This is a genomic window from Pseudomonas prosekii (genome assembly GCF_900105155.1).
In the GTDB taxonomy this organism is placed as follows: Bacteria; Pseudomonadota; Gammaproteobacteria; order Pseudomonadales; family Pseudomonadaceae; genus Aquipseudomonas; species Aquipseudomonas prosekii.
The window spans coordinates 3,582,765-3,605,800 of record NZ_LT629762.1 but is presented as its reverse complement, the minus strand read 5'-3'; the positions used below and the strand labels follow the sequence as shown (position 1 = coordinate 3,605,800).

The following is a 23,036-nucleotide window of genomic DNA, read 5'->3' as shown; positions in this document are numbered from 1 at the left end:
CGCAATTAAAAGCTTCAGGATTTGAGGTAGCCGTTGGCGGCCAGAAAGCTTTCGGTAATGGTGCCACCGGACGTCGACTCGGCAGCCTTGTCGCCCAACAACAGGCGCTCCAGATAACGCGCCAGCAAGTCCACTTCAAGATTCACCCGGCGACCTGGCTGGTAAGACGCCATGATGGTTTCGCTCAAGGTGTGCGGAATGATCGTCAGCAGGAATTCGGCGCCATCAACGGCGTTCACGGTCAGGCTGGTGCCGTCGACGGTGATCGAGCCTTTATGGGCGATGTATTTGGCGAGGTCTTTCGGCGCGCGAATGCGGAACTCCACGGCACGCGCATTCTCGGTGCGGCTGACGACTTCGCCGACGCCATCGACGTGACCGCTGACCAAGTGCCCGCCAAGGCGAGTGGTCGGGGTCAGGGCTTTTTCGAGGTTGACCGGGCTGCCGCTTTTCAGGTCATTCATCGCGGTGCAGTCGAGGGTTTCGCGGCTGACGTCGGCGGCAAAGCCGTTGCCTGGCAGTTCCACCGCGGTCAGGCAGACGCCGTTGACCGCGATGCTGTCGCCGAGTTTGACGTCGCTCAAGTCGAGCTTGCCGGTTTCTACGTGAACCCGCACATCGCCGCCCTTTGGGGTCAATGCACGAATACTGCCGATGGATTCGATGATGCCGGTAAACATGGAGTCCTCCTCGAGAACAGGGCCGTCGCTGGGCTGCGGCCGGGAATTATACGCTCGCCGCTGGAGAAGGAATGGCAGTGACTCGCCAGTCATCGCCAACCGCGCGGATTTCGGTGATTTTCAGCTCGGGCGCGTCTTTCATCAGCGCCAGTGGCCAGTCGAGCAATGGCCGGGCGGAGGAGCCGAGAAACTTGCCGGCAATGAAGATCGTGAACTCGTCGACCAGCCCCTGTTGGGCAAATGCCCCGGCCAGACGCGGACCGGCCTCGACCAACACTTCGTTGACCCCGCGATTCGCCAGTTCGACCAGCAACTTGCGCAGGTCCACCAAACCATCGTCGCCCGCGACAATGAGGCATTCCGGGCCGTTGGCGTATTGTTCTTCAATCGCCATGCAGGTCGCGACCAACGCCGGGCCAGCCTTGAAAAACGGCGCATCCAGCGGCACGCGCAGGCGGCCGTCGATCAACACGCGCAGCGGCGGTCGGCTCATGGCCAGCGCAGTCTGCTCGGCGTCGAGGCCTAATTCTTCGGCGCGTACGGTCAGCCGTGCGTTGTCCGCCAGCACGGTGTCGGCGCCGGTCAGCACCACGCTGGCCTGGGCGCGCAGGCGTTGCACCGCCGAACGCGCGGCCGGGCCGGTGATCCATTGGCTTTCGCCGCTTTCCATCGCCGTGCGCCCGTCGAGGCTCATGGCCAACTTCACCCGCACGAACGGCAAGCCGTGTTCCATGCGCTTGAGGAAACCTTCATTAAGCTTGCGCGCCTCGCCTTCGAGCACGCCGCTTGCAATGGCAATCCCGGCTTGCGCCAAGCGCTGCATGCCGCGACCGGCGACCGACGGGTTCGGGTCCTGCATCGCCGCGACTACCCGCGCGAGGCCTGCGTTCACCAGCGCATCGGCGCACGGCGGCGTGCGGCCATGGTGGCTGCACGGTTCGAGGGTCACGTAAGCGGTAGCGCCGCGAGCCTTGTCACCGGCGGCGCGCAAGGCGTGGACCTCGGCATGCGGTTCGCCGGTGCGTACGTGCCAGCCTTCGCCGACAATCTGCCCGTCCCGCACGATCACACAACCAACGCGCGGATTCGGGTGCGTCGTGTAGTGACCTTTGCGCGCCAGTTCCAGCGCGCGGGCCATGTAATGGGCGTCGAGGACGGCTTGCTCTGGGGAGGTGGTCATTCTTTCACCGGCTCACGGGCCAGGCGATCGATCTCTTCGCGGAACTCGTTGAGGTCCTGGAAGCGCCGATACACGGAGGCGAAACGAATGTAGGCGACTTCGTCGAGCTTTTGCAGCTCGGCCATCACCAGTTCACCGACCACGAGGGACTTGACCTCGCGTTCGCCGGTGGCGCGCAGTTTGTGTTTGATGTGCACCAGCGACGATTCAAGACGCTCGACACTCACCGGGCGCTTCTCGAGCGCACGATGCATGCCGGCGCGCAGTTTTTCTTCGTCGAACGGCTGACGGCTGCCGTCGGTTTTGATCAGGCGCGGCAACACCAGTTCGGCGGTCTCGAACGTCGTGAAACGTTCGCCGCAGGCCAGGCATTCACGCCGGCGGCGCACCTGTTCGCCCTCGGCGACCAGACGCGAGTCGATGACCTTGGTGTCGTTGGCACCGCAGAAGGGACAGTGCATGGTGGCAGGCAACAAAAAAAGGGAGGGCCATGGTAGCGCATCCCCGTGGCAAGACAAGCCATGGGGTTTGCGGTATACAGACGAGCTATAAGCTTGATCCATGGATTTGACCCCTGCCGGAGCCCCAAATGTCGCTACGACCGCTCGTCCTGCTCAGTATTTTCAGCCTGCTGGTGGCCTGCAGCAGCGATGCGCCCAAGCCCCAGCCGCCGAAACCCGGCCCGGCGCCGCAGCAAGCACAGAAAAAAGCCAAGGAAGCCGCCAATCTCGGCCCGCTGCCGGCTTATCAACGTGAATTGAGCGGCACCCTGCAAGGCGTGCCGGCCGGCGCCGAGGTTGAACTGGCGTTGCTGGTGATTGATGCCCAGGACCGCCCGCAACAATTGCTCGCCAGTTCGAGCCTGATCGGTACCAATCAGATCCTGCCGTTTCACCTGCGCTTCAACCCGGAATCGTTCCCGGCCGGCGCGCGTGTTGAACTGCGTGGCCGCGCCAGCCAGTCCGGCCAGTTGATTTTGCATCTGCCATCGCAAGTCATCAGCCAGCCGACCACTCAGGCGATGGGCCAGCTGCAATTCGTCAAAGCCCCATGATTGCACCGCTCGACCTGCAACAGGCGTTGGCTGAACTGCTCGGTGATGCGCAACTGGTGCCAGTGCCGTTGCCCGACACCGAGCTGAAACTCTGGCTGATCGACGGCGACAACATGGACCGCGCCTTCAGCCCGGAAGAAACCCGGCGGATTCTCCACGAACCGCCGTACTGGAGTTTTTGCTGGGCCAGCGGCTTGGCGGTGGCGCGATACCTCGCTGAGTTTCCCGACTGGGTCAAAGGCAAACGAGTGCTGGATTTTGGCGCGGGCTCGGGTGTGGCGGGGATTGCTGCGGTCAAGGCTGGCGCGCTGGAAGTGGTGGCGTGTGATCTGGATCCGCTGGCGATTGCGGCGTGTCGGGCGAACGCCCAGCTTAATGACGTAGAACTCAATTACTCGACGGACTTCTTTGCCGAGGCGGACCGCTTTGATCTGATCCTGGTTGCCGACGTGCTGTACGACCGGGCGAATCTGCCGTTGCTCGATGAGTTCTTGAGTCGCGGCCAGGAGGCCTTGGTCGCAGATTCGCGGGTCCGCGATTTTCGCCATCCGTTGTACCGGCGCATCGAAATGCTCGAAGCCATGACCTTGCCCGATCTGGCCGAGCCGGAAGAGTTTCGGCATGTGAGCCTTTACCATGCTCGGCGCGGCTAACAGCATCGCGAGCAAGCTTCGCTCCTACAGGTCCGGCGTCGGTCTTCAAATCGGCGCGGACCTGTAGGAGCGAGGCTTGCCCGCGAAGGCGACCTGTCAGACTGCCCACACTTTCAGCGACACCCTGCCAAGCCGTATAGTTGACCCATTCACGCTTTTACGAGATCCCCCATGAGTCAGGAAACGCCGTACATCTTCGACGCCACGACTGCTGATTTCGACCAGTCGGTGATCGAGAACTCTTTCCACAAACCGGTGCTGGTGGATTTCTGGGCCGAATGGTGTGCGCCGTGCAAAGCCATGATGCCGATGCTGCAAACCGTCGCCGAGAGCTATCAGGGCGAGTTGTTGCTGGCCAAGGTCAATTGCGACGCCGAGCCGGACATCGTCGCGCGTTTCGGCATTCGCAGCCTGCCGACCGTGGTGCTGTTTAAGGACGGGCAACCGGTCGACGGTTTTGCCGGCGCGCAACCGGAATCCGCCGTGCGCACGATGCTCGAACCGCATGTGCAAATGCCGCCGCCGGCCGCTGCCGATCCGTTCGAACAGGCCCAGGCGTTGTTCGACGATGGCCGTTTTGCTGACGCCGAAGCCGTGCTCGCAGTGCTGCTGGGCGAAGACAATACCAACGCCAAAGCGCTGATCCTCTACGCCCGCTGCCTCACCGAACGCGGCGAACTGGGCGAAGCGCAAACCGTGCTCGACGCGGTCAAGACCGATGAGCACAAAGCCGCCCTCGCCGGCGCCAAGGCGCAAATTCAGTTTCTCGGCCAGGCCAAGGACTTGCCCGACGCCGCAGATTTGAAAGCACGCCTGGCGAAAAACCCGCAGGACGACGAAGCGGTGTATCAACTGGCGATCCAGCAACTCGCGCGCCAGCAATACGAACCGGCGCTCGACTCGCTGCTGAAACTGTTCATCCGCAACCGCAGCTACAGCGAAGGCCTGCCGCACAAAACCTTACTGCAAGTGTTCGAACTGCTTGGCAACGATCATCCGCTGGTGACCACGTACCGCCGCAAACTGTTCGCCGCGCTGTACTGATCCGCCGAAACACCCCTGCTCCAATGCCCCTGTAGGAGCAGAGCTTGCTCGCGATGGCCGTGCTTCCGATCTTGTGGGAGCAGAGCTTGCTCGCGATGGCAGTGCTTCTGATCTTGTAGGAGCAGAGCTTGCTCGCGATGGCGGTGCTTTTGATCTTGTGGGAGCAGAGCTTGCTCGCGATGGCGTCCTTGAGATCGCCATCGCGAGCAAGCTTTGCTCCCACAGGTTCCAGCGCTCTTACGCAGGCCCGACCCAACTGTAAATCGGCGTATCCGCCCCGCTCACCACCTTCACTTCGGCGCAATGGCGCAAGCGCACCAACAGGCGTTTGCCCGACCCGGCATTACCGGTCAGCCCTTCCAGTTGCTCAAGCAAATCCGGCCCGCTCAACTGCCCGGCCTTGCGCAGCAAATCCTTGGCGATCTGCCAGGACGTATCGTCCTGAGTCGACGCCTTGGCCACCGGCGCACTGACCTCCTCGGTGTTACTCACCTGCAACTGCGCGCCAAGCCTTGCCCAATCGCCGTCATCCATCTCCAGCGTCAAATCCACCGGCCAGTCGCCGATGCTTCCGCGTATACGCAACATGAGTCCGCTCCTGCACATTTCTGACGTGCATGCTCCCATGGCTCTTGTGCAACGCCAAGCAGCCGGGCAAACTCTGCGCACTTTCGTTATAAGATTACATAACAGACCTTTTCTTCACTTCCCCGGAGACTCGCCATGCGTCGTCTGCTTCTTGCTTTGCCGTTTGCCCTGTTGCCGCTGGCCGCCGCCCATGCTGTGGATGAACATGATCACGACCATGAGCATGGCAGCCTCAGCGCTCACGAACATGGGGTCGGTCGCTTGAACGCGGCGCTGGATGGCCAGACGCTGGAGTTGGAGCTGGAAAGCCCGGCGATGAATCTGGTGGGTTTTGAACACGCGGCCACTACTGATGCCGACAAGGCCAAAGTCGCCGCCGCGCGCGCGAAACTGGAAAATCCGTTGGCGCTGTTCAATCTGCCGAAAGCCGCCGGTTGCAAAGTCGCGACTCAGGAACTGGAAAGTCCGCTGTTCGGCGACAAGCCGGATGCCGATGATGACCACGACGAGGCGGACAAGGACGGTCACGAGCATCATCACGAGCACAGCGAAATTCAAGCGCATTACCAATTCAGTTGCTCGGCGCCGGGTGCGCTGAAAACCCTGGATCTGGCGAACATTTTTAACACCTTCCCGGCGACGCAGAAGATTCAGGTACAACTGATCAGCCCGAGCGGCCAGCAAGGCGTCGAAGTGACGGCCAAGGCTGCTGCGCTGAAATTCTGAATTCACCGAAAATCTCCTGTGGGAGCAAGGCTTGCCCGCGATACAGACGCCTCGGTTTTGGATAAAACCGCGTCATCGTTAATCGCGGGCAAGCCTTGCTCCCACAGGTCATCAATACCCATGAAATCGGCGCCATGACCCAAGCACTCATCGAACTGTCCGACCTGGGCTTCAGTTGGCCCGGTCACCCGCCGCTGCTGGACATTCCGGCGTTTCGCCTCGAACCCGGTGAAACCCTGTTCCTCAAAGGCCCCAGCGGCAGCGGCAAAACCACCTTGCTGGGCTTGCTCGGCGGCGTGCAGAAGCCTGATCGCGGGAGCATTCGTCTGCTCGGCCAGGAGCTCACCGAACTCGGCGCCGGTGCGCGCGATCGCTTTCGCGTCGATCACACCGGCTACATCTTTCAGCAGTTCAACTTGCTGCCCTTTCTGTCGGTGCGCGAGAACGTCGAGCTGCCTTGCCACTTCTCCAAATTGCGCGCCGAGCGGGCGAAACAGCGCCACGGCAGCGTCGATCAAGCCGCCGCGACGCTGCTCGCGCATTTGGGTTTGAAGGATGAAAGCATCCTCGGCCGCCGCGCCGATTCGTTGTCCATCGGCCAGCAACAACGGGTCGCCGCCGCGCGCGCGTTGATCGGTCAGCCAGAACTGGTGATCGCCGACGAACCGACCTCGGCGCTGGATTACGACGCACGGGAAAACTTCATTCGCCTGTTGTTCGCCGAATGCCGCGAGGCGGGTTCGAGCCTGTTGTTCGTCAGCCATGACCAGAGCCTCGCGCCGCTGTTCGACCGCAACCTGTCGCTGGCCGAGCTCAATCGCGCCGCCACCCCGTTCGAGGTCTGAGATGTATTTGTTTCGTCTAGCCCTGGCCAGCCTGGCTAACCGCCGCTTTACCGCGATTCTCACCGCGTTCGCCATCGCCTTGTCGGTGTGCCTGTTGCTGGCCGTGGAACGCGTGCGCACCGAGGCCAAAGCCAGTTTTGCCAGCACCATCAGCGGCACCGACTTGATCGTCGGCGCCCGTTCCGGTTCGGTGAATCTGCTGCTGTATTCGGTGTTCCGCATCGGCAACGCCACCAACAACATTCGCTGGGACAGCTTCGAACACTTCGCCAATAACCCGAAAGTGAAGTGGGCGATCCCGATGTCGCTCGGCGATTCACATCGCGGTTATCGAGTGATGGGCACCACCGAGGCCTACTTCGAGCATTACCAGTACGGCCGCCAACAACACCTGGCGATCGCCGATGGCCGCGCATTTGCCAGCGATCCGTTTGAAGTGGTGCTCGGCGCCGAAGTCGCCGATGCGCTGCATTACAAACTCGGCGACAAACTGGTGCTGGCCCACGGCGTGGCGGTGATCAGCCTGGTCAAGCACGATGACAAACCGTTCACCGTGGTCGGCATTCTCAAGCGCACCGGCACCCCGGTGGACCGCACGTTGCACATCAGTCTCGGTGGCATGGAAGCGATTCACGTTGACTGGCATAACGGTGTGCCCGCGCAGGGCAAGGGCCGGATCAGCGCCGATCAGGCGCGCAACATGGACCTCACGCCGCAAGCGATTACCGCGTTCATGCTCGGACTCAACAGCAAGATCTCGACCTTCGCGGTGCAACGCGAGATCAACGAATTCCGTGGCGAACCGATGCTCGCGATCCTGCCGGGCGTGGCGTTGCAAGAGCTGTGGAGCCTGATGAGCACGGCGGAAAAAGCCTTGTTAGTGGTGTCGTTGTTTGTGGTGTTGACCGGGTTGATCGGCATGCTCACGGCGATTCTCACCAGCCTCAATGAGCGTCGTCGCGAGATGGCGATCCTGCGTTCGGTGGGCGCGCGACCGTGGCACATCGCAACGTTGCTGGTGCTGGAAGCCTTTGCCCTGGCGTTGTCCGGGGTGATTGCCGGCGTCGCGTTGCTGTACGTCGGCATCGCCGCCGCGCAAGGTTACGTGCAAGCCAATTACGGTTTGTATCTGCCGCTGGCGTGGCCGAGCGAATATGAATGGACGCTGCTCGGTGGCATCCTGCTCGCTGCGCTGCTGATGGGCAGCGTGCCGGCCTGGCGCGCGTATCGCCAATCGTTGGCCGATGGCCTGTCGATCCGACTTTAGATGAGGACGTTGAATATGCCCCGCGCTCTACTCGCGCTGTTGATGCTGGTAGCCCTGCCGCTGTGGGCGGCCGAGCCGAAGGATTTGACCTGGTCGGAAATGATCCCGCCGGACGCTGCGCCGGAAGTGCCGAACATGACCCCGCTGCATGACTTGTCGCAGATGAGCAGCACGCTGGAATCGGCGCCCGCCGCCAAGCAGGATTTGCCGAATGCGCCGGTGGTGAAGGGCCTCGACGGCCAGAACATTCGCCTGCCGGGTTACATCGTGCCGCTGGAGGTGAGTGAGGAAGGTCGCACCACCGAGTTTTTGCTGGTGCCGTATTTCGGCGCCTGCATCCACGTGCCGCCACCGCCGTCGAACCAGATTGTGCATGTCAGAAGCGAAGTCGGCGTGAAGCTCGATGAGCTGTATCAGCCGTACTGGATCGAGGGCGCGTTGCAGGTGAAAGCGTCGAGCAGCGAGTTGGCGGATGCCGGGTATCAGATGGAGGCGGACAAGATTTATGTGTATGAGCTGCAGGAGTGAATCCGCAGTTCTGTGCTGTTTGTGAGGACGCCTTCGCGGGCAAGCCCCGCTCCTACTAGGTCATCACCAACCCTGTAGGAGCGAGGCTTGCCCGCGAAGAGGCCATCAAAGGTTCCACTAAAACAGGCCCGATCACTGTTTCATTGAGCTGAGTCAAAAGACCGGATCAGAGCGCTCCGTACCATTGGACATCAAACATTTTTAACGTCCTTTGGAGCCCCCATGAACAAGTCCTTGCTCAGCGCTTCGCTGTTTGCTCTCGCGCTCGCAGCCCCGCTCGCCCACGCCCACGATGCCGGCGACATCATCGTTCGGGCCGGTGCAATCACCGTCAACCCGAAAGCCGACAGCTCCAGCGTCAAGGTCGATCAGGGGCCGTTGTCGGGTGCCGATCTGGGTGGCAAGGCGACCATGAGCAGCGACACGCAGCTGGGTTTGAACTTCGCTTACATGATCGACAGCCACTGGGGAATCGAGCTGCTCGCCGCCTCGCCGTTCGAGCATGACGTGAAAATCAAAGGCACCGCACTCGGCGCGGCCAACGGCAAACTCGGCACGCTGAAACACCTGCCGCCAACCCTCAGCGTTGTCTACTACCCGCTCGACGGCAAATCGGCGTTCCAGCCGTATGTCGGCGCTGGCATCAACTACACCTGGATCTATGACGAGCACGTCGGCAGCCAGGCTCAGGCCAACGGTTTCAGCAACTTCAAGGCAAAAAACTCGTGGGGCATGGCGTTCCAGGTCGGCGCGGATTACATGATCACCGACAACATCATGATCAACGGCCAAGTGCGCTACATCGACATCGACACCCAGGCCACCGTCGAAAACAACGCCGTGGCACCGGGCACCCGGGCCAAGGTCAATGTCGAAGTCGACCCGTTCATCTACATGGTTGGCCTCGGTTACAAGTTCTAACACCGCAACCGTAAGATTGAAGAAGATCCTGTGGCGAGGGGGCTTGCCCCCGTTGGGCTGCGAAGCGGCCCCAAAACTGATGGTGACTGCTGCGCAGTCAAACGGGGGCAAGCCTCCTCGCCACAAGTTCATCACTTGCCATAACGGTGATGTCCGAGCAATAAAAAAGGCGCCTCGAAAGGCGCCTTTTTCATGACTGAGAAAAACTCAGCGACCCAGCAACCGCGCCAACCCAACGTTCATGGGCGTTTGCTCAGGGTAGGTAAACCGCTCGAGCAGGCGCCGGTTGTTGGCGCGCGAATGGCGGATGTCGCCGGAGCGCGCCGGGCCGTAGGTAATCGGTGGCAATTCACCGACCACCTGCGCCAGTGCTTCGAGCATTTGCTTGAGCGTAGTCGCCTGGTTCCAGCCGACATTCACCGCGCCCACTTCAACCTGCGGTTTCTCGATCGCCTGCACCAGCAGATCGACCAGATCTTCAACGTAAACAAAATCGCGCGTCTGCTCGCCGTCACCAAACACGGTGATTGGCAGGCCTTTCTGCGCGCGTTCGCTGAAAATGCTGATCACGCCGGAGTACGGCGAGGACGGATCCTGGCGCGGGCCGAAGATGTTGAAGAAGCGGAACACCACCGGCTCCAGTCCATGCTGGCGACGGTAGAAATCCAGGTAATACTCGCCAGCCAGTTTGTCCGACGCGTAGGGCGTCAGCGGTGCCTTGGCGGTTTCTTCGTCGATCGATTCGCCTTCGCCATTGTTGCCATACACCGCCGCGCTGGAAGCGAACAACACGCGTTTGACCCCGGCCTGGCGCATTGCCTCGCAGACATTCAAGGTGCCGATGAAATTGCTCTGATGGGTTTTCACCGGGTCGTCCACCGAGGCCTGCACCGAAGCCACGGCGGCCAAGTGGGCGACGGCGCTGCAGCCGAGCATCGAGCGCGCAACCAGTGCGGCGTCGGCGACGTCGCCGACAATCAGCTCGACCTTGGGATTGTCCATCGGCAGGTTGCTGCGTTTGCCGGTCGACAGGTCATCGAGGATGCGCACCGAATGGCCCTTGGCGAGCAAGGCGTCGGTCAGGTGCGAGCCGATGAAACCGGCGCCGCCGGTGATGAAAACAGGGCCGTCAGCCATGGCGATAAAACCTATCCAGTAAGCCCGGGAGAGCCGCGCGCCAGGCGCGTGGCTTGATCCCGAAGGTGTGCAGAATTTTCTTGCAGGCGAGCACCGCGTGTTGCGGCTCTTCGGCGGCGTCGGGCCGCGCGGCGTGAGCCTGGGCGGTCGGCGCTTCGATGGCCAGCGCGTGCAGGTTGCGTGCTTCGGTGATGATCGCCTGACCCAATGCCAGCGGCGTGGTCGCCTCATGCCCGGCGTAATGATAGGTGCCCCACAGTGGCGCCGCACAATCGAGTTGCTTGAGCACCGAAATAATCACCCGGGCCGCGTCGTCGACCGGCGTCGGATTGCCCCGACGGTCGTCGGCCAGAAGCAATTCTTCCGGGGTTTCGGCGCGCGCGAGGAAACGCCCGAGCGTGCCCTCGGCGCTGTCATCGAGCAGCCAGCCGAAACGCAACAACACATGTTGCGGGCACGTGGCGCGCACGCTTTGTTCGATTCGCCACAAGGCTTGACCGCGCAGGCCCAGCGGCACCGGTTCGTCTTTTTCGCTGTAGGCGGTGGCGCGCGAGCCGTCGAACACGCGATAGCTCGAAGGTTGCAGCAGGACGATGTTGTGGTGCTGGCACAATTCGGCCAGGCGTTCGATGGCGCGTTCCTGGCTGGCGAGGCGCTGCTCGCTGACCGTCTCTGCCTGGAACCAGTCGAAGTAATAGGCGAGGTTGATCAGCGCGTCCGGGCGCGTGTCGTCGAGCAGTTGCGTCAGGCTTGCGGCGTCCCAGCCGTCTTGGGGTGGGCGGGGGGCGAGGAAACCGATGTCTTCCTCCGCACCGAGGCGAATCAGCGCCTGCCCAAGGGCATTTCCGCCGCCCAGTAACATAAGGCGCATTCGCATAAAGTCAGCAGGCCCAGTCTGATTGAATCAATGGCTTTATCGACAGCGCACACAGGCGTTGTCGTCGATAGATGCCGGAATCGTTGCATTTTGCGGGTTTAGTGCGCAACCGTCATCCGTAAAGTGTAGATCCCCGGATTTAGTCGCCGCCCCTGTGGCGAGGGGGCTTGCCCCCGTTCGGCTGCGCAGCAGTCGTAAAACCGCCAAACGCGGTAATCCTGAAGCATGGCGGCGGATGTTTTGGGGCCGCTTCGCAGCCCAACGGGGGCAAGCCCCCTCGCCACAGGGACACCGGTCGGCTTCCAGGGCTTGCAACTTCCCCACCCCGCCCGCATAAATTAGCCCATGAACCTGCCCATCCCCGCCGACACTGCGCTGGCCGGCTTTCATCCGGCTGTCAGTGCCTGGTTCCGCAACACCTTCCCGACGGTCACCGCCGCCCAGGCGCGGGCGTGGCCGTTGATTCGCCAGCACCGCAGCGTCTTGATCGCGGCGCCCACCGGCTCCGGCAAAACCCTCACCGCGTTCCTCGCCGTGCTTGACGATCTGGTCCACCGAGGCCTGGACAACGGCGGCCAATTGCCCGACGAAACCCTGGTGGTCTACGTTTCGCCGCTCAAGGCGTTGTCCAACGACATCCAGATCAACCTGCAAAACCCGCTGGCCGGGATCACCGAACAACTGCGGCGGATGGGCCTGCCCGAATTGCAGATCAGCACCGCCGTACGCACCGGCGACACGCCGCAAAAAGAACGCTCGGCGATGCGCCGCAAGCCGCCGCACATTCTCGTGACCACCCCGGAATCGCTCTACGTGCTGCTCGGCTCCGACTCCGGGCGAACAATGCTCGGCAGCACACGCACGGTGATCGTCGATGAAATCCACGCCATCGCCGCCAGCAAACGCGGCAGCCATCTGGCGCTGAGCCTGGAACGCTTGCAGGCGCTCTGCCCGCAAACGCTGATGCGCATCGGTTTGTCGGCCACGCAGAAACCCATCGAAGCGGTTTCACGTTTTCTCGTCGGCCGCGACCGCGACTGCGAGATTATCGACATCGGCCACGCGCGGCCGCGGGATCTGGGCATTGAAGTGCCGCCGGTGCCGCTGACAGCAGTGATGGCCAACGACGTTTGGCAACTGGTCTACGACCGCCTCGCCGCCCTCGCCCGCGAACACCGCACCACGCTGATTTTCGTCAACACCCGACGCCTCGCCGAACGCTTGAGCCGACATCTGAGCGACCGTCTCGGCAAGGATGCGGTCGCCGCGCACCACGGCAGCCTGGCCAAGGAATTTCGCCTCGACGCCGAGCAACGGCTCAAGCGCGGCGAGTTGCAAGTGCTGATCGCCACTGCTTCGCTGGAATTGGGCATCGACATCGGCGACGTCGACCTCGTGTGCCAGATCTCCTCGCCGCGCTCGATTGCCGGGTTTCTGCAACGGGTCGGCCGCTCGGGGCACCAGGTCGGCGGCACGCCCAAGGGCCGCTTGTTCGCCACCACCCGCGACGATTTGATCGAATGCACCGCGCTGCTCGATTGCGTGCGCCGTGGCGAACTCGACACGTTATTGATCCCCGAAGCGCCGCTGGACGTGCTCGCCCAGCAAATCATCGCCGAAGTCAGTTGCCAGGAATGGCACGAAGACGCCCTGCTGGCGCTGTTCCGTCAAGCGTCGCCGTACGCCAGCCTCGACGAAAAACACTATCAGGCCCTGCTGCACATGCTCGCCGAAGGCTACAACGGTCGCGAAGGCATGCGCAGCGCTTACCTGCATCGCGACGCCGTGACCCGCACCTTGCGCGGGCGCCGTGGCGCCAAACTGACCGCCGTCACCAGCGGTGGGACGATCCCGGACAACGCCGATTACAGCGTGCTGCTCGAGCCGCAAGGGCTGAACATCGGCAGCGTCAACGAAGACTTCGCGGTGGAAAGCATTGCCGGCGATATCTTCCAGTTGGGCAATACCTCGTATCGAATCCTGCGCATCGACGCCGGCAAGGTCCGGGTCGAGGACGCCCAAGGCCAGCCGCCGACCATTCCGTTCTGGCTCGGCGAGGCGCCGGGGCGCAGCGCCGAACTGTCGTTTGCGGTCGCGCGCCTGCAAGCGCAACTCGATGAACTGCTCGGCGCCACGCCGGGCAACCTGCAACCGGCGCTCGACTGGCTGACCGAAACCCTCGGCCTCAACCTCGCCAGCGCCGAACAACTGGTCGATTACCTCGCCCGCGCGCGCCTCACACTCGGCGCCCTGCCGTCGCAGGACACGCTGCTGATGGAGCGTTTTTTCGACGAGTCCGGCGGCACCCAACTGATCATCCACACACCGTTCGGCAGCCGCATCAACCGCGCCTGGGGCCTGGCGTTGCGCAAGCGCTTCTGCCGCACGTTCAACTTCGAGTTGCAGGCCGCCGCCAGCGAGGACGCGATTGTCTTGTCGCTGTCCACTGCGCACAGTTTTGAACTGGATGACGTCTGGCGTTATTTGCACAGCAGCAGCGCCGAACATTTGCTGATTCAAGCGGTGCTCGAAGCGCCACTGTTTGGTGTGCGCTGGCGCTGGAATGCCGGGGTCGCGCTGGCATTGCCGCGTTACACCGGCGGGCGCAAAGTCGCGCCGCAGATCCAGCGAATGAAAAGCGAAGATTTGATCGCCAACGTGTTCCCCGATCAGATCGCCTGCGTGGAAAACCTCGCCGGCGAGCGCGAAGTGCCGGAGCATCCGCTGGTCGAGCAAACCCTCGACGATTGCCTGCACGAAGCGATGGACGCCGAAGGTTGGCTGACCTTGCTGCGGCGCATGGAGCGCGGCGAAGTGCGGTTGATCAGCCGCGACTTGCCGGCGCCCTCGCCGCTCGCCGCCGAAATTCTCAGCGCGCGGCCCTACACTTTTCTCGACGACGCCCCGCTGGAAGAACGCCGCACGCAAGCGGTGCTCAACCGGCGCTGGACCGATCCGCAGTCCACCGATGACCTCGGCGCACTCGATGGCGAAGCGATTCAAGCGGTGCGCGACGAGGCCTGGCCGGCGCCGACCCGCGTCGATGAAATGCACGAGGCGTTGATGAGCCTCGCGTGCATCACCGAGGCCGAAGCGCAGGTCAATCCACAGTGGCGCGAATGGCTCGATGCCTTGGCCAAGAGTGGCCGCGCCAGCCGTTTGCAGATCAATCAGGAACAATCCGTTTGGCTGGCGCTGGAACGCCTGACGCTGCTGCAGGCGGTTTATCCACAGGCAAAATTGGCTCCGCCGCTGCAAGCGCTGCACGGTTTTGATGAAGTGTGGGAGGCCGATGAAGCGTTGCTGGAAGTGATCCGCGCGCGCCTCAGTGCTTTCGGCCCGCTGCCGCTGCCGGCGATTGCCGAACCGTTGGGTCTGGCGAGCAACGACGTCAGCCAGGCCCTCGCGCGCCTGGAAAGTGAAGGCTATGTGCTGCGCGGGCACTTCACCCCCGGCGCCGAGCAGGACGAATGGTGCGAGCGGCATTTGCTCGCACGCATTCATCGCTACACGGTCAAGCGTCTGCGCCGGGAAATCGAGCCGGTGGCGTTGCAGGATTTCATGCGGTTTCTGTTCGACTGGCAGCATCTGTCGAGCACCACGCAGGGCCAGGGCAGCGCGGTGTTGCCGTCGATCATCAGCCAGTTTGAAGGCTACCCCGCTGCCGCTTCGGCGTGGGACAGCGACATTCTGCCGGCGCGGCTCAAGGACTATTCGGCGAGTTGGCTGGATGACTTGTGCCGCAGCGGCAAACTGGTGTGGACGCGCCTGACCACGCGCAGCAAAAGCGCGAGCACGGCATTGCGCAGCACGCCGATTCTGTTGTTGCCGCGCAGTCAGGTCGGGTTGTGGAGTGGTTTGACTGAACAGACGCCGGTCAGCGAACTGTCGCCGAAAACCCGGAAAGTCTTCGAGGCGCTGAGCCAGCACGGCGCGTTGTTTTTCGACGAGTTGATTCACGAAGCGCACTTGTTGCGCGCGGAACTGGAAATCGCCTTGCAGGAACTGGTCGGCGCCGGGCTGGTGAACGCTGACAGTTTTGCCGGGCTGCGCGCATTGATTACTCCCGCGAGCAAACGCCAGCAGCGCAGCAGTCGTCGAGGGCGCGGCGCGTTTGTCGGCGGCATGGACGACGCCGGGCGCTGGGCCTTGCTGCGCCGTGGCGCGCCGGCGCCGATTATCGACAACCAACGCCCGGCACCGATGCCGCACGAGACGCTGGAACACATCGCCATGACATTGCTGCGCCGCTATGGCGTGGTGTTCTGGCGTTTGCTTGAGCGCGAAGCGGATTGGCTGCCGAGTTGGCGGGAATTGCTGCGTACTTTTCATCGACTGGAGGCGCGCGGCGAGATTCGTGGCGGGCGTTTTGTCAGTGGTTTGGCCGGCGAACAATTTGCGCTGCCGGAAGCCATTCCGCTGCTGCGCGACGTGCGCCGCCGCCCGCATGACGGCAGCCTGGTGGCGGTGTGTGGAGTCGATCCGCTGAACCTCGCCGGCACGTTACTGCCCGGCGCGAAAGTCCCGGCGCTGGCGAGCAATCGGCTGGTGTACCGCGACGGCTTGCCAGCGGCGGCGGTGATTGCCGGCAAGCAAATCAATTGGCTGGAACTTGACCTGCCGGCAGCGGCGCAGGTGCACAGCAAACTGACCCGTCATTGATGTTGGCGGGGCTGGCCCTATCGCGAGCAAGCTCGCTCCCACAGGTTTGGTGATCGCCAGCGAATCAATGTGGGAGCGAGCTCGCTCGCGATGAGGCCGGCAGCGTCAACGCAACTCATTGCGGGCGCGGTTGTTCTGGCAGCAGCACCGCGGAGTTTTCCGTCGCCGGTTCGACCTGTTCGCCAGCCGGCCGATGCGGGAGCAAAACCTGCTGTGGATAAGTCTGCGCGAAGTGGACCCACGGGCTGTTATCCACAAGCTTCTTCAAGCGCTGATTGAACGCGCGGCTCACCGCATATTGGCCACCCGACACAGTCCGGAATTGCGCCGTCAGCACCACGCCATTCAGGTCCATCTTGTCGACGCCAAATACATCGAGCGGCCCTTGCAGGTTGTACTTGAGGAACGTGTCGTCGCGGATCGAATCCCCGGCCTCGCGAATCAGCTCGATGGCCTTGTCGACGTCGGTGTCATAAGTGAACTGCACCGAGAAGAACGCATAGGCAAACTGCCGCGATTGGTTGGTCACAGCCTTGATCTGGCCGAACGGCACCGAATGCACAAAGCCCTTGCCGTCGCGCAGGCGCAAGGTGCGAATGGTCAGCCCTTCGACAGTGCCGGCGTGGCCGGAATCGAGCACCACCCAATCGCCAATCGACAGTGTGTCTTCGATGATGATGAACAGGCCGGTGATCACGTCTTGAACCAACTGCTGCGAACCGAAACCGATCGCCAGACCAACCACCCCGGCACCGGCCAGCAGCGGCGCGACGTTGATCCCCAGATTGGCCATGGTGGTGATCGCGCAAATCACCACGAGGATGATTTTGATCGCGTTGCGCAGCAGCGGCAGGATGGTTTTGACCCGCGTACTCGGCTGACGCGCCGAGCGTTTGTTGACCGGCGGTTTCAGCGCTTCCTGGATCGCGGTGTCGAGCACCACCCAGAACAGCCACGTCACCAACAGGATCAAACCGATGCTGCTCAGCGAATTGCTGATCGCCCGGCCAATCGAATTCTGCTCGGCGAATTCAAACAGCGACACGCCCCAGATGCGCCCGAGAATCTCGATGAACGCCACGGCCATCACGATGCGCAGCAAGGCGTGCAGCAAACTGAGAAAACGTTCCTTGTAGGCACTGCTGCGCTGCAGCCGCTCGGCTTTTCGCGACTTGAACAGGTGCTGGAAAATCGTGCTGAGGAACACCGTGGTAATCAGCAAAATGGTGGTGAACAACGCACAGCGCAGGGCTTTCTGGTTGTCCTCGCCGACGCCGATCAGGTTGATCGCCGAGACCATCACCATCAGCAGGATCGGCCAATACCAGAGCCCGGAAAAGATTCGCAGCGATTCCTGCAATGACGGTTGTTTCAGGCGTTGGCTCAGCGGACGGTTGCGGATCAGGTGCGCGACCGGGCGTCGCAGGCGAATCACCAGCAACCCGAAGATGATCGAGGCGAACAGCCCGGTGAACACCGCGACGCTGCTGGTGATGTTGCCGCCCAGTTGCCGGGCGATCTGCGGGCTGGTCAAGGCGTCGCTGAGCGCGGCGAGGAAGCCGATCAGGAACAGCGGTTTCGGGCAATAGTCGCGGATGATCCGCACTGCCGGGCGTTTGTGGCCGGTGTTGAACATGACGATGACGCACAGCAATATCGACGTTGAAAAGATGCCGCTGCTGGTCGCGTAGGCAAAACACAGCGCCAGCGCGCGGCCTACTGAAGCCGGGAGAAAGTGGCTGACGTATAGCGTCAGCGGCAGGCAGGCGATGGCCGGCAAGGTATACGGCATCAAGTAGCCGAGCAGGTCCTGGCTGCGTTGTCGGGTGCGCAGCCATTTGCCCTGGCTCAAGCGGCTGGCCGCGAGCCCGCCGAGTACGGTAAGCAAGGCAAACGTGCCGAGCCAGACTCCGGACAACATCATGAAATCGCCGGCCACGCTCCAACCGGAACGCGCCGAATGCTGGTTGACCAGTTTGTCGACTTCATCAGCAGCGCGATCAGCGCGCAGGCGCCAGGCATCGACGAGGTTTTCGTTGAGATCGAGTTTGTCCTGCACGTCATCGATGCTCGAACTGATGGCGCCGAGCAAACCGCCCTGCACCAGCGGCTCAGGTTTTTCGGCCTCTTCTGTCGCGGCCGGCATACCCGGCAACGCGGCGGCTTCCAACTCGTTGCTGCCCAGAATCAGCAACGCCCCCAGTAAAATCGCAGTCTTGAACTTGAGCAAAACACCGAACTCCTCGAAAAGGGTCTGTAAGGAACTGATCGGCAAATGCCCGGCAAGTTCGGTTTCCCCCAGATATAACCCCCGACAGCGTCGGCACTCGCAACATTGATGCGACTGACCCACCGCCATCGCGAGCAGGCTCACTCCTACATTTGTCCAAGGTTGAATCAGATAAAAGTCAATCACCGCCAACCCCTGTAGGAGCGAGGCTTGCCCGCGAAGGCGTCGGCACACCCAGCATCGCGGTGCCTGACCCACCGCCATCGCGAGCAAGCTCGGCTCCCACAGGGGCCGGGGTGATTCATTGCTATCTGATTCAACCCTGAGCAAATGTGGGAGCTGAGCTTGCTCGCGATGGCGGTGGGTCAGTCGCATAAATGCTGAATGTGCCGACGCCTTCGCGGGCAAGCCTCGCTCCTACATTTGATGCTTTCGTGGGCAAGTCTTGCTCCTGCAGGGGCGATGCGGGTTGTCGCTGACCGTCCGTAGCCCCGTCGAAACTTCTGGTTTGCCCGGCAGTCAGCAAAAGACGGAGGGCACTCGACGGGAGCACACATGGCGGCGATTCATATTGGTATTTCAGGCTGGCGCTACACACCGTGGCGCGGGGGGTTTTACCCGAAGGGGTTGACCCAGAAGCGCGAACTGCAATTCGCTTCACGGGCCGTCAACAGCATCGAAATCAATGGATCGTTCTACGCCCTGCAACGGCCCGAGCGCTATGTGCAGTGGTACAACGAAACCCCGCCGGGCTTCGTTTTCAGCGTCAAGGCGCCGCGCTTCATCACCCACATCAAGCGTCTGCGCGACGTGCACATTCCCATGGCGAATTTCTTTGCCTCCGGCGTGCTGGAACTCAAAGAAAAACTCGGCCCGATCCTCTGGCAGTTCCCGCCGAGTTTCAAATTCGACGCCGAGCTGTTTGAACATTTCCTCGAACAATTGCCCCACACCACTGCCCAAGCCGCCGCCCTCGCCCGCCAACACGATTCACACTTGCACGGCCCCGCCAGCCTCAAGGCCCACGGCAAACGTGCACTGCGCCACGCGGTGGAAATCCGTCACGAAAGCTTCGTCGACCCAGCTTTTGTGCGCCTGCTCAAGCGCCATAACGTTGCGCTGGTAATCGCCGACACCGGCGGCAAATGGCCGTATCGCGAAGACGTCACCAGCGATTTCGTTTACCTGCGCCTGCACGGCGCCGAGGAGCTCTACGCCAGCGGCTACACCCCACAAGCGCTGAAACGCTGGGGCGACCGCATCGAGGCGTGGAACCACGGCAGCCAACCCGGCGACCCGCAACTGATTGCGCCCAAGCAAAAGCCCAAGGCGCGCAAATCCCGCGAAGTGTTCTGCTATTTCGACAACGACATCAAAGTCCGCGCGCCTTTCGACGCGCGCAGCCTGCTGGAACGCTTCGACCTCGACCAGACGCTCGCCACCCGCCCCGGCGAACCCGTCGCTGAAGGAGTCCTGGCATGAGCATTACCGAACCGCTCGGCAGCACCGACGAGCAGCAAACCGTGCTCACTGCCGTGCGCCGCTTTACCGTGCTGTCGGTCAACACCCACAAAGGTTTCACCGCGCTCAACCGGCGTTTCATCCTCCCGGAATTGCGTGACGCGGTGCGCAGCGTATCGGCCGACGTGGTGTTTTTGCAGGAAGTGCACGGCACCCACGAACAACATCCGCAGCGCTACAGCAACTGGCCGACGATGCCGCAATACGAATTCCTCGCCGACACCTTGTGGCCGCAGTTCGCCTACGGGCGCAACGCGGTGTACCCGGACGGCGATCATGGCAACGCGTTGCTGTCGAAATTCCAGATCATTCGTCACGACAACCTCGACGTCTCGATCAGCGGCCACGAAAACCGCGGCATCTTGCATTGCGTGCTGCGCCTGCCGGGCGATGGCCTGGAAGTGCACGCGATTTGCGTGCACCTCGGGCTGCACGAAACCCATCGCACCGAGCAGTTACGGTTATTGGCCGAACGCTTGAAAGAGCTGCCCAGCGATGCCCCGGTCATTGTCGCCGGCGACTTCAATGACTGGCGCCAGCGCGCTGATGCTTTGCTTAAACCCTGCGGCTTGCGCGAAGTATTCGCCGAGCATCATGGCAAACCGGCGCGCAGTTTTCCCGCGCGTTTGCCGCTGTTACGCCTGGACAGAATTTATGTACGCAACCTCAAGGCCAGCCGTCCGCAAGTATTGGCGGCACGGCCCTGGTCACACCTTTCCGACCACGCACCGCTTTCGGTGGAGATCGAGTTATGAGCAGTCCATCGATGGAAAAAACCAGCGTGGAGCCTTTAGCTGCACCAATCGCCACCCCGCCAACCGTGCGCGAGCCCGGCGTGGTTGACGTTGAGTACGGTTGGCAGGGCAATAACCTGGTGAAAATGCTCGAGAACGGCGAGGCGTATTTCCCTCGGGTGTTCGAGGCGATGCGCGAGGCCAAGACTGAAATCCTCCTGGAGACCTTTATCGTCTTCGAGGACAAAGTCGGCCACGAGCTGCAACAAGTGCTGATCGAAGCCGCCCAGCGCGGCGTGCGCGTCACCGCCAGCCTCGACGGTTTTGGTTGTGGCGAGCTGAGCACCGGTTACCTCACCGCGTTGAGCGAGGCCGGCGTGCGCATCCAGATGTTCGACCCGGCGCCGAAGCGTCTGGGCTTTCGCACCAACTGGTTCCGGCGCTTGCACCGCAAGATCGTGGTGGTCGACGGCACCATCGCGTTTATCGGCGGGATCAACTTTTCCGGCGACCATCTGGCCGACTTCGGCCCCGAGGCGAAACAGGATTACTCGGTGGAAATCCAGGGCCCGGCCGTCGCCGACATTCATCACTTCGCGCTGCTGCAAGCCGGTCGTCCGGCGCGCGCCAAATACTGGTGGCAGCGGCGCCGGCAGAGGCGTTCGGAACTGGCGTTCAGCGACCATGACGGCCAGGTGCGGCTGGTCTATCGCGACAACGGCGACCATCGCACCGACATCGAAGAGGTTTATCGCCAGGTGCTGCGCAGCGCCCAGCGCCGCGTGATCATCGCCAATGCCTACTTTTTCCCCGGCTATCGATTGCTGCGCGAGATCCGCAATTGCGCGCGCCGGGGCGTCGATGTGCGGCTGATTCTGCAAGGTCAACCGGACATGCTGGTGGCGAAACTTGCCGCGCGCATGACCTATGACTATCTGCTCAAGGCAGGCGTGCAGATCTACGAATATTGCGACCGACCGCTGCACGGCAAAGTCGCGTTGGTTGACGAGGACTGGAGCACTGTCGGTTCGAGCAACCTCGATCCGTTGAGCTTGTCGATGAATCTGGAAGCCAACGTGCTGATCCGTGATCACGCGTTCAACCGCGACCTGTTCGAGCGCCTCGAAGAACTGAGCAACAACCATTGCAAAGCCATGTCCCCGGAGAAAGCGCCGCGCGGACGGGTCTGGCACATGACAGTGGGTTTTCTGGTGTTCCACTTCCTGCGGCATTTCCCAGCGTGGGCCGGTTGGCTGCCGGCGCACAAACCGCGACTCAAACCTTTCATTCATAAAACCGGGAGCGATCACCCATGAGCCAGTCTGACGCCCCGGCAGCGCATGCCGAAAGCCCTGACAAGTCGCGTTGGAGCCGCTGGAAAAAACCGCTGACCATGCTGTTTTTTCTCGCCTTGATCGTCTTGCTGACCATGCTCGCGCAACGTCTGGAATGGAACGAGGTGTTCGACACCTTGGCCGATTTCAAGGTGCGCACGCTGATCATTGCCTCGGGCATCACCCTGGTGAGTTTTCTGGTTTATGCCTCGTTCGACCTGATCGGCCGCACCTATATTCGCCAGGATCTGACCTGGAAACAGATCCTCCCAGTGGGCATCATCAGCTACGCGTTCAACCTCAATTTGAGTGCGTGGGTCGGCGGCATTGCCATGCGTTATCGCTTGTATTCGCGACTTGGCGTGAGCAAGGGCAACATCGCGAAGATCCTCGGTTTGACCCTGGCGACCAACTGGTTCGGCTACATGACAATTTCCGGCGCGGTGTTCGCCAGCGGACTGGTGCGCATGCCACCGGGCTGGAAGTTGAGCAGCGACGCCTTGCAAATTGTCGGCGTGGTGTTGCTGCTGGTGAGCGCCGGGTACTTGCTGGCGTGCCGGTTTGCCAAACGCCGCGAGTGGTCGATTCGCGGCGTCGAAATCGACTTGCCATCGCTGCGCATGGCCGTGCTGCAACTGGCGCTCGGCGCCTTGAACTGGTCGCTGATGGCGGCGGTGATTTTCACTTTATTGCCGAGCAAACTCGACTATCCGCTGGTGCTCGGCGTGCTGTTGATCAGCGCGATTGCCGGGGTCATCACGCACATTCCTGCGGGGCTTGGGGTGTTGGAAGCGGTGTTTGTCGCGCTGCTGCAACACGAGACCTCGCGCGGCAGTCTGGTCGCGGGTTTGTTGGCGTATCGGGCGATTTATTTCATCTTGCCGCTGCTGATTGCGCTGGTGATGTATCTGGCGGTTGAGGCTAAAGCCAAGTCGTTGCGGATCAAGAAGAAACCGGCTGAATAAGGGGCTGGGGCCTGTGACGTCTTCGCGGGCAAGCCTCGCTCCTACAGGGATAGCGCGAAACCTGTAGGAGCGAGGCTTGCCCGCGAATCG

The 23,036-nt window shown here is 62.0% G+C and carries 20 protein-coding genes; 13 read left to right on the top strand and 7 right to left on the bottom strand.

Features of this window, described 5'->3' with window-relative positions; translation table 11 throughout:
* Nucleotides 1–14: 14 nt before the first annotated feature.
* From BLU01_RS16365 to nrdR, 3 genes are read right to left on the bottom strand one after another with little or no spacing between them, the layout of a single operon-like run.
* Nucleotides 15–680, bottom strand: coding sequence for a riboflavin synthase (locus BLU01_RS16365; RefSeq protein ID WP_092277497.1), 666 nt, complete (start codon nucleotides 678–680; stop codon nucleotides 15–17).
* Between the two features lie 46 nt (nucleotides 681–726).
* Nucleotides 727–1,860, bottom strand: a complete 1,134-nt coding sequence (ribD, locus tag BLU01_RS16360; RefSeq protein WP_092277495.1) for a bifunctional diaminohydroxyphosphoribosylaminopyrimidine deaminase/5-amino-6-(5-phosphoribosylamino)uracil reductase RibD — start codon at nucleotides 1,858–1,860, stop codon at nucleotides 727–729.
* Nucleotides 1,857–2,321, bottom strand: a complete 465-nt coding sequence (gene nrdR / locus BLU01_RS16355; protein WP_167370431.1) for a transcriptional regulator NrdR — start codon at nucleotides 2,319–2,321, stop codon at nucleotides 1,857–1,859. Before nrdR ends, ribD begins: the two co-directional genes overlap by 4 nt.
* A gap of 128 nt (nucleotides 2,322–2,449) precedes the next feature.
* On the opposite strand from nrdR, the gene BLU01_RS16350 reads away from it, so the two are divergent.
* The 3 genes from BLU01_RS16350 (at nucleotide 2,450) to trxA (ending at nucleotide 4,611) form a co-directional block, all read left to right on the top strand.
* The gene (locus BLU01_RS16350; protein WP_092277492.1) at nucleotides 2,450–2,914 is read left to right on the top strand and encodes a YbaY family lipoprotein; all 465 of its coding nucleotides are present in this window, start codon (nucleotides 2,450–2,452) and stop codon (nucleotides 2,912–2,914) included.
* A complete protein-coding gene (locus BLU01_RS16345; RefSeq protein ID WP_092277489.1) occupies nucleotides 2,911–3,567 on the top strand; it encodes a class I SAM-dependent methyltransferase in 657 nt (218 codons plus the stop codon). The genes BLU01_RS16350 and BLU01_RS16345 overlap by 4 nt, the downstream gene beginning before the upstream one ends.
* A 171-nt stretch (nucleotides 3,568–3,738) precedes the next feature.
* Nucleotides 3,739–4,611 carry a thioredoxin gene (gene trxA, locus BLU01_RS16340; protein ID WP_092277486.1) on the top strand — a complete coding sequence of 291 codons (873 nt, stop codon included), beginning with the start codon at nucleotides 3,739–3,741 and terminating at the stop codon, nucleotides 4,609–4,611.
* A gap of 237 nt (nucleotides 4,612–4,848) precedes the next feature.
* On the opposite strand, the gene BLU01_RS16335 is transcribed toward trxA, so the two are convergent.
* Nucleotides 4,849–5,199 (bottom strand): hypothetical protein, encoded by a 351-nt coding sequence (locus tag BLU01_RS16335; RefSeq protein WP_092277483.1) that lies wholly within the window; start codon nucleotides 5,197–5,199, stop codon nucleotides 4,849–4,851.
* Between the two features lie 135 nt (nucleotides 5,200–5,334).
* On the opposite strand from BLU01_RS16335, the gene BLU01_RS16330 reads away from it, so the two are divergent.
* From BLU01_RS16330 to BLU01_RS16310, 5 genes are all read left to right on the top strand, one after another.
* Complete coding sequence (locus tag BLU01_RS16330) at nucleotides 5,335–5,925, top strand: DUF2796 domain-containing protein (RefSeq protein ID WP_092277480.1); 591 nt, start codon at nucleotides 5,335–5,337, stop codon at nucleotides 5,923–5,925.
* A gap of 134 nt (nucleotides 5,926–6,059) precedes the next feature.
* Nucleotides 6,060–6,770 carry an ABC transporter ATP-binding protein gene (locus BLU01_RS16325; protein ID WP_092277477.1) on the top strand — a complete coding sequence of 237 codons (711 nt, stop codon included), beginning with the start codon at nucleotides 6,060–6,062 and terminating at the stop codon, nucleotides 6,768–6,770.
* 1 nt (nucleotide 6,771) lies between these two features.
* Entirely contained in the window at nucleotides 6,772–8,037 is a 1,266-nt protein-coding gene (locus tag BLU01_RS16320; protein WP_092277474.1) for an ABC transporter permease, read from the top strand.
* A 15-nt stretch (nucleotides 8,038–8,052) separates the two neighbouring features.
* A complete protein-coding gene (locus BLU01_RS16315) occupies nucleotides 8,053–8,565 on the top strand; it encodes a DUF3299 domain-containing protein (RefSeq protein ID WP_092277470.1) in 513 nt (170 codons plus the stop codon).
* Nucleotides 8,566–8,787: 222 nt separating this feature from the next.
* On the top strand, nucleotides 8,788–9,486 hold the full coding sequence (locus tag BLU01_RS16310) for an OmpW/AlkL family protein (RefSeq protein ID WP_092277467.1): 699 nt from the start codon (nucleotides 8,788–8,790) through the stop codon (nucleotides 9,484–9,486).
* A gap of 207 nt (nucleotides 9,487–9,693) precedes the next feature.
* Here the strand turns inward: BLU01_RS16310 and BLU01_RS16305 are convergent, their stop codons facing one another.
* Both BLU01_RS16305 and BLU01_RS16300 read right to left on the bottom strand, forming a co-directional pair.
* On the bottom strand, nucleotides 9,694–10,623 hold the full coding sequence (locus tag BLU01_RS16305; protein ID WP_092277464.1) for an NAD-dependent epimerase/dehydratase family protein: 930 nt from the start codon (nucleotides 10,621–10,623) through the stop codon (nucleotides 9,694–9,696).
* The gene (locus tag BLU01_RS16300) at nucleotides 10,616–11,500 is read right to left on the bottom strand and encodes a sugar nucleotide-binding protein (protein WP_092277461.1); all 885 of its coding nucleotides are present in this window, start codon (nucleotides 11,498–11,500) and stop codon (nucleotides 10,616–10,618) included. Before BLU01_RS16300 ends, BLU01_RS16305 begins: the two co-directional genes overlap by 8 nt.
* Nucleotides 11,501–11,845: 345 nt before the next feature.
* On the opposite strand from BLU01_RS16300, the gene BLU01_RS16295 reads away from it, so the two are divergent.
* On the top strand, nucleotides 11,846–16,162 hold the full coding sequence (locus BLU01_RS16295; protein WP_092277458.1) for a DEAD/DEAH box helicase: 4,317 nt from the start codon (nucleotides 11,846–11,848) through the stop codon (nucleotides 16,160–16,162).
* Nucleotides 16,163–16,277: 115 nt separating this feature from the next.
* On the opposite strand, the gene BLU01_RS16290 is transcribed toward BLU01_RS16295, so the two are convergent.
* Nucleotides 16,278–18,392 carry a mechanosensitive ion channel family protein gene (locus BLU01_RS16290; RefSeq protein ID WP_092277455.1) on the bottom strand — a complete coding sequence of 705 codons (2,115 nt, stop codon included), beginning with the start codon at nucleotides 18,390–18,392 and terminating at the stop codon, nucleotides 16,278–16,280.
* Nucleotides 18,393–18,947: 555 nt separating this feature from the next.
* Between BLU01_RS16290 and BLU01_RS16285 the strand changes: the two genes are divergently transcribed.
* The 4 genes from BLU01_RS16285 to BLU01_RS16270 are packed head-to-tail and all read left to right on the top strand — an operon-like array spanning nucleotide 18,948 to nucleotide 22,946.
* Nucleotides 18,948–19,874: a DUF72 domain-containing protein gene (locus BLU01_RS16285; protein WP_092277452.1), complete on the top strand. Its 927-nt coding sequence runs from the start codon at nucleotides 18,948–18,950 to the stop codon at nucleotides 19,872–19,874.
* Nucleotides 19,871–20,668 (top strand): endonuclease/exonuclease/phosphatase family protein, encoded by a 798-nt coding sequence (locus tag BLU01_RS16280; RefSeq protein ID WP_092277449.1) that lies wholly within the window; start codon nucleotides 19,871–19,873, stop codon nucleotides 20,666–20,668. The genes BLU01_RS16285 and BLU01_RS16280 overlap by 4 nt, the downstream gene beginning before the upstream one ends.
* On the top strand, nucleotides 20,665–21,963 hold the full coding sequence (gene clsB / locus BLU01_RS16275) for a cardiolipin synthase ClsB (protein ID WP_092277446.1): 1,299 nt from the start codon (nucleotides 20,665–20,667) through the stop codon (nucleotides 21,961–21,963). Before BLU01_RS16280 ends, clsB begins: the two co-directional genes overlap by 4 nt.
* Nucleotides 21,960–22,946 carry a lysylphosphatidylglycerol synthase domain-containing protein gene (locus BLU01_RS16270; RefSeq protein ID WP_092277443.1) on the top strand — a complete coding sequence of 329 codons (987 nt, stop codon included), beginning with the start codon at nucleotides 21,960–21,962 and terminating at the stop codon, nucleotides 22,944–22,946. Before clsB ends, BLU01_RS16270 begins: the two co-directional genes overlap by 4 nt.
* Nucleotides 22,947–23,036 lie beyond the last annotated feature (90 nt).